At 32.9% G+C, this 13,204-nt stretch carries 8 protein-coding genes; 4 read left to right on the top strand and 4 right to left on the bottom strand.

The features are described 5' to 3' along the window. Window positions 1-49 precede the first annotated feature (49 nt). The 4 genes from prfA (at window position 50) to E0W69_RS13465 (ending at window position 6,840) form a co-directional block, all read left to right on the top strand. Complete coding sequence (gene prfA / locus E0W69_RS13480) at window positions 50-1,114, top strand: peptide chain release factor 1 (protein WP_131330574.1); 1,065 nt, start codon at window positions 50-52, stop codon at window positions 1,112-1,114. Window positions 1,115-1,267: 153 nt separating this feature from the next. Continuing rightward, window positions 1,268-4,057, top strand: coding sequence for a TonB-dependent receptor domain-containing protein (locus E0W69_RS13475; RefSeq protein ID WP_131330573.1), 2,790 nt, complete (start codon window positions 1,268-1,270; stop codon window positions 4,055-4,057). Window positions 4,058-4,083: 26 nt separating this feature from the next. Next, complete coding sequence (locus E0W69_RS13470; protein ID WP_131330572.1) at window positions 4,084-5,460, top strand: hypothetical protein; 1,377 nt, start codon at window positions 4,084-4,086, stop codon at window positions 5,458-5,460. A gap of 9 nt (window positions 5,461-5,469) precedes the next feature. Further along, on the top strand, window positions 5,470-6,840 hold the full coding sequence (locus E0W69_RS13465) for a histidine-type phosphatase (RefSeq protein WP_131330571.1): 1,371 nt from the start codon (window positions 5,470-5,472) through the stop codon (window positions 6,838-6,840). Between the two features lie 5 nt (window positions 6,841-6,845). On the opposite strand, the gene E0W69_RS13460 is transcribed toward E0W69_RS13465, so the two are convergent. The 4 genes from E0W69_RS13460 to E0W69_RS13445 all read right to left on the bottom strand — a co-directional run bounded on the left by E0W69_RS13460 (window position 6,846) and on the right by E0W69_RS13445 (window position 13,203). Continuing rightward, entirely contained in the window at window positions 6,846-7,127 is a 282-nt protein-coding gene (locus E0W69_RS13460) for a DUF4157 domain-containing protein (RefSeq protein ID WP_225321258.1), read from the bottom strand. A gap of 4 nt (window positions 7,128-7,131) precedes the next feature. Next, window positions 7,132-8,250 (bottom strand): zinc finger domain-containing protein, encoded by a 1,119-nt coding sequence (locus E0W69_RS13455; protein ID WP_131330569.1) that lies wholly within the window; start codon window positions 8,248-8,250, stop codon window positions 7,132-7,134. A gap of 26 nt (window positions 8,251-8,276) precedes the next feature. Continuing rightward, complete coding sequence (locus E0W69_RS13450; RefSeq protein WP_131330568.1) at window positions 8,277-9,386, bottom strand: SPFH domain-containing protein; 1,110 nt, start codon at window positions 9,384-9,386, stop codon at window positions 8,277-8,279. 64 nt (window positions 9,387-9,450) lie between these two features. Beyond that, window positions 9,451-13,203, bottom strand: coding sequence for a sensor histidine kinase (locus E0W69_RS13445; protein WP_131330567.1), 3,753 nt, complete (start codon window positions 13,201-13,203; stop codon window positions 9,451-9,453). Window position 13,204: the final 1 nt, after the last annotated feature.

The following is a 13,204-nucleotide window of genomic DNA, read 5'->3' as shown; positions in this document are numbered from 1 at the left end:
TACGTAGGAAAAACGTAATTTTGCACACTTTAAAAGTCAGGTTTACTATATGTTAGATCAGTTAGATGCGATAAAAGCACGATTTGAGCAATTAGGCATTGCTTTGACCAATCCGGAAATCATCAGCAACCAAAAGGAATTTGGTAAGTTGAGTAAAGAATACCGCGATATGGAAAAAATCGTTGGCCCATATGAAGAATATAAAAGAGTGTTGGCAGATTATGAATTTGGCAAAGAATCATTGAATGGTTCGGATGATGATATGAGAGAACTTGCCAAAATGGAATTGCCTGCATTGGAAGAGAAAAAAGAAAAATTAGAAAAACAACTTACACAATTATTAATACCAAAAGATCCACAGGATAATAAAGATGCCGTATTAGAAATACGTGCAGGAACGGGTGGAGATGAAGCGTCCTTATTTGCCGGAGATATTTTGGGTATGTATTTAAAATATTGTGCGAAAAAAGGTTGGAAAACTGCTATTGTCAGTGAAAGTGAAGGTACTGTCGGCGGTTACAAGGAAGTTGTAGTTGAAGTTAATGGGGAAGATGTATACGGTACATTGAAATTCGAATCTGGTGTGCATCGTGTGCAAAGAGTTCCATCTACAGAAACGCAAGGACGAGTACACACATCTGCTGCGACAGTAGCGGTAATGCCTGTAGCGGAGGAAATTGATTTCGAATTGTATGACAGAGATGTAAAAATGGAAACTGCTCGAAGTGGTGGTGCTGGTGGTCAGAATGTCAATAAAGTAGAAACAAAAGTAATGTTGACGCACATTCCTACAGGAACGGTTGTAATCTGTCAAACAGAAAGAACACAGTTGGGAAATAGATTGAAAGCGATGGAAATTTTGCGTACGAAACTATATGAAGAAGAAGTGCGCAAACAAGAAGAAGCTATTTCCAATCAACGTAAAACTTTGGTTAGTACAGGTGATAGAAGTGCGAAAATTCGTACCTATAACTGGCCACAAGGACGTGTGACAGATCATAGAATTGGGTTAACTTCTTACAATTTGGATGCTGTAATTAACGGAGATATTGATGAATTTATCGAAGCATTACAAGTAGCAGAAAATGCAGAAAAAATGGTAAAACAGGATTAGTTTTTGTTTTAAACTATAGTAAAATTAAAAAGGACGTACAATGTAAATTGCACGTCCTTTTTTTGTGATTGGTAACAATTTGGTAATCTTTCCTTAACATTGGAGTAATCTTGCAGTTGTTCTTTTGCGTTCCGAATCCTTAACGGAACATATATGAAACTAAAGATTAGAATTGTACTCGTATTATTTGGATTATTAACACTTTTGAACGTCGAAGCGCAAAGTATCCGTACATTAAAAGGTCTTATTCAAGACACAGAAACAAAAGAGCCTATAGTTGGCGCATTGATATTTGTTGAAAATAATGGAAGACCTATCGCTGAATCTGGCTTTGATGGTTCATTTCATCTGAAAAAATTACCGCATGGAAGAGTTAAATTAAAAATTTCCTATGTTGGTTACAAATTAGAAATAATTGAAGTTGGAGGTGATGTTACAGAAGTTTTAGCTACGCCAATTAATTTGACTAAAAATAAATTAGATGAAGTTTTAGTTAAAGGTGTTGGATCTAAACATGGAGACGCATATACTTATCAGTTGGATAGAAATTCTCCTAATTTACAAAACTCAGTTTCTGCTCGAGCGATTGAAATATCCCCAGACTTATCTGTTGCCAATGTAGCACAGCGTGTTTCCGGTGTTTCCATTGAAAGAAGCAGCAATGGTGAAGGGCAATACGTGATTTTGCGTGGTATGGATAAGCGATATAGTTATTCCTTAATTAATGGGGTGAAAATTCCTAGTCCAGATATTAAAAATCGCTATGTTCCACTTGATATATTTCCTTCAGATATGTTGGAGCGGTTGGAAATTGTAAAATCTCTTACGCCAAATAGAGAAGGGGATGCCATTGGTGGTATGGTGAATATGATCATGAAAGATGCACCTCATAAATTTGAAATAACTGCCAATGCCGCGTTGGGAGGTACAAATGCCACCTTTAATAAATATTCATTCAATACTTGGGATCGCTCTGCTAGTTTGAGTAAATCACCTCGCTACACAAATGGAGATAATTATAGTGCAACGATGGCTGATTTTCCTAAAAATGCATTTGTATATGGAGCAAAGGCGAATCCAGTAAATACATTGTTTGGACTGTCAGCAGGAGGTCGCTTATTTAAAGATAAATTAGGCGTTTTAGTTGCAGGTAGTTTTCAAAATAATTATAAGACTGTTAATAGTAACTTTTTCCCTACTGAAACAGATCAAAATGGGAATACTATCTTGGATGATATCAAAGTAAGAAGGTATTCTATTAATCAGCAACGTACTGGATTACATGCAAGATTAGACTATAAGATTAATGACAAAAATAGTATCAACTTCTACACTGGATGGATGAATCTGGTTAGAAATGAATACCGTTCAACCATTGATACGAATTTGGTATTGGCAAGAACTGTTGGAGATGTTGGTATGCCCGGCGTAGGTAGGATTTCAATTGATTATCGTGGCATGCATGATGTACAAACTATTTGGAATAATACGCTTTCCGGTAAACATGATTTGGGTAAAGGGCTTGATATGGACTGGATTGCATCCTATTCCAAAGCCTCTGATAATAGACCAGATATGGCTACATTAAGTTTGACTACAGGAGTAAACTATAGTAATGGTAATTTGGTACAATCTCCTTTGCAAATGGGATCTAGTTCGGATAGAGTTTTTTATTACAACTATGATAGAGATAAAGCAGGATATTTAAATTTTCATTATCATAAACAAATAGGAGATATATCATCAGTTTGGTCTATAGGTGGTATGTATAGAAATAAAGAAAGAAAAAGTACTTATGATGATTACCAATTAAATCCAGAACATAGTAATGATACTTATGATGGTAATATCGCAGACAATAATTTTACAGTTTATAATCCACAAGGTTCAACTACAAATGCTTTAAATTATAATGCAACTGAAAATGTTGGAGCTGGTTATGCTATGACCAACTTGACATGGGGTAAATTTGATCTTGTTGGCGGGATGCGTTATGAACACACTTATCTATCTTGGTTGACTGCAATTTCTGATCAAAATGTAGGTAAAACTGGAGAAAAGAAATATTATGATTTCTTACCTTCTGGTACGTTGATTTATAATTTAAGTAAAACACAGACGATTAGAGGTGCTTATTTTGCGGGTATCAGTCGTCCTAATTTTTATGAAGTAATTCCACATGTAGGATTAACAGATCCAGATGCAAATTATAAAGAAAAAGGAAACCCTGATTTAGTTGCTACAACATCTAGTAACTATGATATACAATATAGTATATATCCAAAAGGATTGGATCACTTTATATTGGGGGCATTTTACAAAAGAATTAAAAATCCAATTGAATATGGATTAGAAACGGATGGTAGTACGGAAACGTATTATGAAGCAAAAAATAATGCAGGTATAACCAATAACAAAGGTCTAGAATTTGATGCGGTTAAATTTTGGAATTGGTTTGGAGTAAAAGCAAACTACACTTATACAGACTCTAAAACTACTAGAAGTAAAGTTAAAAGAGATGGATCTTCTTCTAACTTTTATGTAAATGAAACAGGCCCATTGCAAGGACAATCAAAGCATGTTGCAAATCTATCTTTCTTATTTAAAGATGATGTTCATAGTGGTATCAATGCTCAATTGGCATTTAACTATACTGGTAAAAGAATAAACACTATATCCGAATTTTATCAAAATGATATATGGCAATCAGGCTTTACGCAAATGGATTTCTCAATTGAAAAGAAACTTGATAAACATTGGGTTGTATATGCAAAGCTGAATAATATACTAAATACGCCATATAAATTATATGTACCACAAACTTACACTAGCGCAATGGCTTCCTTGTATGCCGCTCCCTATCAGACGGTAGGTAAAAATGTATTTGTTCAGGAGGATAAATATGGAATGTATGGAATTGTTGGTATCAAATTTAAACTATAATATTTTTTATTGTAAAAGTTAATAATATGTCTCGTTATTTATATATAAGCTTTTTTTCTATTATTGTAATTTCCTTTTTTGCTTGTCAAAAAAGTACACTAGATTATGTTTCTCAACCCAATATTGGCGCAGGTCAAGAAGTTACAGAAGATACACTCACTGGTAGTGTTAAGGGTACATTGAAGTCAGGGAAAATTTATTACTTCGCAACAGATATTCGTATCAATAAAGGTGATACTTTGCTAATGCAACCAGGATCGGTATTGATCGCATTAGGAGATGGTTCCCAAAATAATAGTCCACAGATTACGAATAGTGGTACGCTTATTAGTTATGGTACGCAAGAAAATCCCAATTTTATTACTGTATTACCAACCTTAAGGCAAGATACCAATGTATGTAAAGGATATTGGGGTGGTATTCAGTGCGACACAACTGCAAATGTTATTATCAAATGGACGCATTTAGAATTTGCAGGTGCTCCTGCTGGTAGTTTGGCGGATCCTGCATTATATAGTTCCGGAGATCCTAGATATACAATTGCATTTACTAATATTAATGGTCAATTTATCGTCGAAAATTCATGGATATATGGAAGTAAAGATGATGGTATGCGTGTGGTGAGTGGAAAAATTAATGTTGTCGGAAATACGTTTGAATCTTGTGGTAAACAAGGTGGAGAATCTTTTAATATGAAGAGCGGAACAGTTGGGAATGTAGCTTACAACGTTTCTATTGGAGCAGCAACCAATTCATTTAAAGTGTCTAATAATAAAGGATCTACACCTGTACAAGCTGTTGTGAATGTTTATAATAATACAATTTTAAACGGAGGATTTAGACAAGTGAAAGATGGTAGAGGTGGTTCCATTGACTATGAGCAAGGTGCCGCAGGTAAAGTGTATAATAATATCCTTGTTAATGTAAGGTTTGGTTTGCGTTATACAGCAGATGCTGATGTCAATGACATTGAGTATGGAAATACTTTGTTTTATGGAAATGATGCGAGAGAAATAGAACAATTTTGGGCTACTGATGGTGTAGCAAAACAACAATCTTCTGATATAGTTAGTACAACTGTGGGGGCAAATGATCCTTTATTTACTAATTACAACGTAAATATTGTTGATTTCTCAAAATTTACATCCGTAAAACCTACTTTGGTATTAGATATTACACAAATGCCTTATTCAATTATTACTGGTGAAAAGCATAGTTTCTCTTTACAATCAACATCTCCGGCTTTAGGAAAGGGGTATACTGGATTTACGCCAACAACGGATTTACCAACAACTGGTAACTATGGTGCAACCTTGATGAATCCAGGAAAAGATATCGGAGCTTATCAATCTGATGGTACAGGTAATCAACATTATATTTCTAGTTTGGAAGCTACCTTTTAATTTTGATACATGAAATTGAATTCATTTTTATTTGTTTTGTTTTTTGGGTTCGGAACTACACTATTTGCCCAAAAAAATCAATTATGGTTTGGGACAAAAGCCGCTTATCATTCCGATGGAAAATATATTAATGATATTCCCCGTGGGTACGAGCCATTTTTTATCAATCATGTTGGAAGGCACGGTAGTCGTTATATGACTAAAGCTGGTGCAGACTCCGTATTGTTTAAAATTTTTAACTTGGCAAAGCTACAAAATGGGCTTACCAATCAAGGTAAAAAATGGCAAAAACTAAACAATTGGTTGCTCGGTCAACAAAACGGAAAATATGCGGAGATAACAGCATTAGGATATGAGCAACATCATGATATAGCTGGAAGGATGCAATCTCATTATCCAAATGTTTTTTCCAAAAATGGGCATTATGATATATGGATTACAAATAAATTGAGGACAAAGCAAAGCGCGAATGGTTTTGTTTCTGGTTTGAATTTTAAAAATAATTTGAAATGGAATCAACAGCCAGAAAACGCTGAGACTATGTTACGTTTCTATGATTACTCGCCAATATATGATTCGTTTGTTGATTCTAGTTTACAAAAGGCAAAAGAGGATTCTGTAGCCTCCTTTGTTAATATTAATGAGGTATACAATTCAGTAGCGCAGAAAATATTTTCAGCGCAGATATTAAAATATTGGAAAAAACAAGGAACCTCTATTGTTATCAAAAATAAATTGACTAAAATTACTCCCAAGTTAATTGCAACATCTTTATATGAAGTGTATGGGGTAGGATTGTCAACATCAATAGAATTCTCTAAGAGTAATGTCTGGCCTTTGAATTGGAATTCTCCATTTTCTGAAGGTGAATTGCAGGCGTTGGGCAAATTAGATGGGGTTGAGGATTTCATGGTCAAAGGCCCTGGTATGGATCTCAATGGTATACAAGCTGAGATCGCGGCTCCTTTATTAGTGAATTTTATTAATACTTCAGATAGTATTTTGAGTGGAAAAAAGAATATCAATGGTATCTTCAGGTTTACACATGCTGAGGCAATTGCACCTATGGCAACCTTAATGGAATTATCTCAGTCGAACCATGCAACTACACATATCAGCGAATATTTTGATTATTGGCAACCTTATACGGTTATTCCAATGACTGCAAATATCCAATGGATATTTGTAAAGAATAAAACTGATAATATTTTAGTTAAAGTATTGTTGAATGAAACGCCTCAAAAATTACCTTTTAAATCGGAAAATGGATTTTATTATAGTTGGAGCTTAGTTCGGAAATATTATGTAGAAAAATTAAGCAAAATGGGGGCTCATTTAGATGGAGATATGAAAATATTTTTACAGAATATAGGTAAATAACTATTCTATTTGTTTTCGGCCTCTCTAGCTTCTATTTCCCATTTGTTGTTATAGTATCCTTTTTTCCAACTTTCATACAGATACATTATTAAAAATTTGAAAAAACCATATTTTTTGAATTGTTGAATATGTTGCTGTTCATGTTTTACCCATTTGCTCTGGGATAAAAAATAATTTTTGGAAACGTTATATAAATATATAGTCTGACCGATGGTAATTGCCATTTGGTCAGATTTTAATTTTTTGGCTGCTAGTTTAGCTATCCAAGAATTTTCTTTTATTTGCAAAGTTTTAATTTTTAAAACAAAAGTATAAAATCATCAACACTACGATTCCTATTAGTATCGCAAATAATATTTTCGATGTACTGTATGGTCTTTCGCCAATAACTTCGCCAGTTGCTCCATTTATTACGATTTGATAAAGCTTATTTTCAAAGTAAAATGCGCTTATCCAGATAGGTAATAGTTCGTATTTTATAGCAATGTTTAGATACTGATTGTCATAGTCTGTAATATGTTGCTCATCTCCACCAATATCGTTTCTAATTGCATTTAAAATGTCGTCATTGATCAATTGTTTTGCTGTCTCTAGACAAGCGTCTGGTGCTAATTGATACGTTTCTGCTTGAAATCCACTCATGTATTGATCGTTATAATGTTGCAATCGATCAAGTGTCCAAGGTTCTAATTTATTCGCTAAAGTTTGAGGTAAACTTTTGCTTGCGGATACTAAAATATCATCAAAACTACAATGCACTGTTCCGCTTACAGAATACCAATTCGTATGTCTGACTTCACGTGTACGCTCTACCTGTTCTCCATTTTCTTCTTCATAATATGTTTCCGTAACCCAATAATAAATACCTTGCTCCCCAACGTATTCTGTTTTCGTATCTGTATCATAACTCCAATAAGGAATGTAAATTCCTTTTAAAGAATTAACTCTCGTTTCATTCGTATTTTTTACTAGATTATCAGGCGCAAACCATAGTTTGGACATCCATTTTTTATATAATTCAATAGCTCGCGGCTGATTGATGATAAATGGAAGCACATAATGAGGTTTTAGTATACGTTGTGTTTGCTTAGTGTTTATAACAAGCGGAGTGGCACAGAATGGACATTTGTCGGCTGTAATTCCAGGTGCTAAAGTTGTGGTAGCTCCACAATTTGAACATTGTACAATATTTGCTTCTGTAGTGTTATTATTGGGAAGCTTATCACTATTAATAAAATCGTTGTAATCAAATGAGTCAATATTTTTATCATTTGTAGTAGTAATTTCATTTATCGTACCACAATAAGGACATTTAAGAGTGCTTGTGCCGGGCTGATATTCTAAAGCGGCTCCACAATTTTTACATTTTATGGAGCCGTCAATTGATTCATTTTTTACTTCAAAGGACATTTGTTGGATTCTATTCTTGGAATTTATTAATTGGGAATGGGAGGTGGTGTACTATTAAAATGATCTTTTAATTCGTCTATCGTATTTGCTGCGATCCATGTGGCAAATCCTGCTTTCCATATTAATGTAGTAGGTGTAATCGTTTTTGATTGAATCTGATTAATGATATCATTTAATGGAAAAGGTCCAGTTTGTTGCCCGTTGATAGCTACAAAATAGGAAGTCGTTGCGGGGATGGGAGGAGGTGCAGAATTTGTTGTGTTATTGTTTGGATTTTGCTGAAATATATTGCCTACTTGTCCTGCCATTGCGGCGCCTAATCCAGCTCCGATACCTGCATTCATTAGTCCGCCTCCATTATTATTTTCTGCACTTTTTTCTAAAGAAGTTGCTGCCTGATATTGTGCATATGCACCAAGATTGCCAACTATTCCTATACTACTTCTTTTATCCAAAGCTTGTTCTACTTCCTCTGGTAATGAAATATTTTCAATTAAAAATTTAGTTAGATCAAGACCTAATTGATTGAATTCAGGTTGTATCTTTCCGATGATTATAGTTGATACTTCTTCGTAGTTGGATGCAAGATCTAATACTGGAATTTTCGATTCAGCTATGGCTTCCATGCCCCTGGATACTGCAAGATTTCTTAATTGTTCATTGATATCTTCTACAGTGAAAGCTGGATTCGTGGATGCAATTTCTTTTAGGAAGACTCCTGGATCCTTAATTTTAAATGCATAATTACCAAATGCACGCAAACGCACAGGACCAAACTCTGCATCTCTCAACATGACCGGATTTTTAGTACCCCATTTTTGATTGGTAAATTGACGCATACTTACAAAAAATACATCCGCTTTGAATGGACTATTAAATCCATATTTCCAACCTTTGATAGTGGTAAGAATCGGCATATTTTGAGTTGTAAGCGTATATCTGCCGGGGCCAAAAATATCTGCGACAGTTCCTTCATTTAGAAAAATTGCCATTTGAGACTCACGCACAGTTAATTGCGCATTCATCTTTATCTCGTTTTGGTATCTTGGATATTTCCATACTAGAGTATCTGTGGTATCATCTACCCACTCAATAATATCTATAAATTCATTACGCAGCTTATCAAACAATCCCATTTTATAAGAATTTTATTTATCCAAATATATTGTATTTGCTTGAAAAAGAAATGTCAATATTTCCCTAATTGGAAGGGGTGTAAATGGGTAGCGTTATGAAAAATGTTGTACCTTCTCCAATTTTACTTTTAAAACTAATCGTACCTTCTGCACTCTCACATATTCCTTTACATATAGCAAGTCCTAAACCTGTACCTGACGATTTAGTGGTGAAATTTGGAACGAATATTTTCTTTTTTTTATCTTCAGGTATACCCATGCCAAAATCGTGAACTGCTATTGTGACTTTATTATTGTGAATACTTTGCGTAATATTTATTTGTGCTTGTTTGTTAGTCTCCGTTGCTTCAATTGCATTTTTAATTAAATTAGTCAGCAGCCTATTAATTTGAGTTTTATCAGCCCATAACATAATTGGTGGTTCTATTTTTTGGGTTGTAATTGTTACGTTGGGTTCAGCTACATACAATGAGGTGATAGATGTTAACAAATCATTGATTGATATTACTTCTGGATTGTTGTTATTTATGTTGGCAAATTGAGAAAAATCACTTGCTATTTTTGCAAGTTGATCGATCTGCTCTATAAGTGTTTGAGTAACTCTTTTGCTTAATTCTTTTACATTTTCAGCATCAGAGTTTATGGCTCTTTCTAAGTATTGAATACTTAATTTCATTGGCGTTAATGGATTTTTGATTTCGTGTGCTACTTGTCTTGCCATTTCTTGCCATGCTCCTTGTCTTTCTGATTTAGCAAGTATCTCCGCGCTTTTAAATAGCTTTTCAACCATGATATTATATTCTGTCACCAATTCGCCAATTTCATCTTTTCTTTTATAATGGATAAGCTCATTCTTTTTACCCAAATTTATGGCTCTCATTTTTTCACCAATTAACGTAAATGTATCTGATATTCTACGAGTGAATTGCATTGCAATGACACCTGCTAATATGAATATCAACGCATTTAAATTGATTACCGTAACCAAAAAACTTGATATTTGTTTCTCTACCTCGTTTTGAGAGTTTAAATAAGGTACATTTATATAGCCAATGTTTTCCCCATTAAAATTATGAATCGGCACGTAAATACTTAGAAAATTAAATGATCCGATGGTTTCGGTTTGGGTAAATTCTAATAATTTTTTAACGTGGATATTATAGTATGCATTTGGATTCATCCAAGGGGCATATATTTCCTTGTTGTAAATAGAAGGCTGAGATGTACTGATTAATCTACCATCTTGTGCATAATAGTTTATATCTAAATTATTAAGTGCTGCAATTTGTAAAATTCGTCTACCTATATTATCGGTTATGTAGTTGGTACTGACAATAGATTTATCATATTCTTCAAATTTTAAACTATACTCTATTTCTCCAGAAATGACATGTGAAGATTGACTCAATCTTTCTTTATTTGAGTTGTTAAATTGTAAGTAAAAAAATGAGATTGTTGATATCCCTATTACAAAAAAAGAAAAAATGCTAATGAAAATAATTGTTCCTTGGATCTGCTTATGTATGTTGGGTTGAAAGTAACTTTTGATATAACGCCAATTAAAATTAGCTTCTAAGATTTTAATAATAAAATAAGAAACGATTAGGACAACTATACTGATACAAAATATATAAGCAAATAGAGTGATCTCTTCAATAATTCGATTATTCTTTTTTTCGATTACGACAACTTTATTATCTCCTGCATTATAGTATAAGGTACTTTCTTTTGAATCATCTTTTAATAAATAGTCGATTTTGGGTGTCAGATCTTTATCCAAATATTCTGAAAATGTACTGCTATTATAGCTAGTAATTATTTTTCTATTTTTATAGATGGCATAAGCATACTTATAGGTAACATCGCCAAGTAATGCTTTTGATGTATTATATAGTTGAAATGTAAGAGTATTATTAGCGTATCGATACGGCTTTACTAAAACAAAACAATATCCAATCAATCTTTGTTGACTATCATCAAATAGATCCTTTCTAAATATATAGCTAAATCGATCAGGTGTATTTTCATTATAATATAGATTCTTAACATCCGTTGGCTTAGCTTGATTATGTATACTTATCTCTAAGGTATTGAAAGATGTACTATCATCGTTATAAAGTCCTTGTTTTGTACTATCGAAAAAATATACCTCTGTACTGTATTTATTTAAATATCCTGAAAAGTTTTCATTAATTATTTGGTCTTTTGTATGTCTATTTTCGATTTCGTTATAAACTGTTGTTGCTGCATTCTGAATGAAGTATGCATTGAGATTATTGATTGCTATTTTTATTAGGGTTTCTCCTGTTTCATCTGACCTTAAACCAATATTTTCAGCAAAGGATTTTCTATCTTTTAATTCTATATTTTGAGTTTCGTAATAAATTACAGCAGTAATACTAACTGAATAGATCATTGTCCAAAATAAAAAATTTGAAGAACTGACTAGATTTTTCCGCAAGTCAATCCATTTCGCATTTATAATCGGTAGTAGTACAGATAGCCAAAGGACACAAATGAAATCCGATGCCATATTGGAATTGTCACGTGCTATTATGGTAAAAAGTAAACCTGTTATTAGACAAAAAATGATTTTCCTAATAGTGCTATAGCCTAATTGTCTAGACGGTAGTAGGAAAATGTACAATAGTCTATGATAACATACACTGGCAAAGGCAATTATTACAAATGCTATTCTAGAAAAATTATTTAGGGAAAAGAAATTTGTTACATCAAATGAAATTGTTGAATCTCTGATTAAACTTTCAATTATATGCATAAACCCAATTGTCGTCAATGTTAATGCAATGATTCCCGTTATTGCAATGGTGTGTTTGACAACTAAACTATTTTTTATACTTAATGGATATTTAAACTGGTGTATAAATCTGCGTATAAATGAGGTTATCCACAATAACAATATTACATTAATAAATAAATCTCCTAAGCTTGCATTTAAAAAATCTGAGGCATAAATAAATTGATCAAAAAGTGCATATATTCTAAAATTAAAAGGAAAATTAAAGAAGAATGAAAGACCTCTTGCTACAATAATCACAGTTAGAAATAAAAATAAACCTTTTTTAGCGCCTTTTTTTCTAGCGTAATTATTTATAAATTTTTGGAAAACTAATAAGATTATTGCTAATGCGATTAACCTAAAGATTAAAGATATATTGTTTGGTTTTATCTGGTCGCTTGATTCAGAAACTAATCCAATATGAAAAAGTGTTTTTCCTTTACCATTAAGTACAGGCATTCCAATCTTTTCAATTTTGAATCTTTTATTCAGATTGGGAAAATCTTCAAAATGATTTTTTAAATAATCATTTTCTTGTAAATACTGCCAATAAATAGGAATGAGTCCGAAAAATTTATATTGTTTATTCCCTATGAATTTGGTCTTTTTTATTAACTCAAATAGTCCATTGTAATAATTAACAGAGTAGTCTCCGTCGATTAAGTTAAGATCTTTAGGCTCGATTTGAGCTGCTATTCTGTTCCAATAAAGTAATCGATCATTTCCAAGTGTATCCTCCTCATATACAAATAGTCCTATGGGAAGCTGGAATAATTCATTGGAACTGACTGTCTGTACTTTTTGACTTATGTTTTCAAGTAATTGATTATTCTCTAAAACTTTATTAAATAATGCCTCTTTCTTAGCGATGTTTTTTTCTAATAAAAGCTTCGCATTCGTTGGTGTTGCATTATAGGACAAATAATTATTGATGATAAATGACAAGGTAAATAACCATGCTGCTATAATCAACCAAAGATTGCCAGAAATGCGAATTCTTTTATTTAGTTTTATCATC

The sequence above is a fragment of the Rhizosphaericola mali genome, assembly GCF_004337365.2.
GTDB classification, from domain to species: domain Bacteria; phylum Bacteroidota; class Bacteroidia; order Chitinophagales; family Chitinophagaceae; genus Rhizosphaericola; species Rhizosphaericola mali.
The sequence above is the reverse complement of the archived record's forward strand: the minus strand, read 5'-3'. Positions and strand labels throughout refer to the sequence as shown.

Coding starts and splice junctions, on each gene's coding strand:
- prfA (WP_131330574.1), top strand. CDS start 50: ATGTTAGATCAGTTAGATGCGATAAAAGCACGATTTGAGCAATTAGGC.
- E0W69_RS13445 (WP_131330567.1), bottom strand. CDS start 13,203: ATGATAAAACTAAATAAAAGAATTCGCATTTCTGGCAATCTTTGGTTG.
- E0W69_RS13450 (WP_131330568.1), bottom strand. CDS start 9,386: ATGGGATTGTTTGATAAGCTGCGTAATGAATTTATAGATATTATTGAG.
- E0W69_RS13465 (WP_131330571.1), top strand. CDS start 5,470: ATGAAATTGAATTCATTTTTATTTGTTTTGTTTTTTGGGTTCGGAACT.
- E0W69_RS13470 (WP_131330572.1), top strand. CDS start 4,084: ATGTCTCGTTATTTATATATAAGCTTTTTTTCTATTATTGTAATTTCC.
- E0W69_RS13475 (WP_131330573.1), top strand. CDS start 1,268: ATGAAACTAAAGATTAGAATTGTACTCGTATTATTTGGATTATTAACA.
- E0W69_RS13455 (WP_131330569.1), bottom strand. CDS start 8,250: ATGTCCTTTGAAGTAAAAAATGAATCAATTGACGGCTCCATAAAATGT.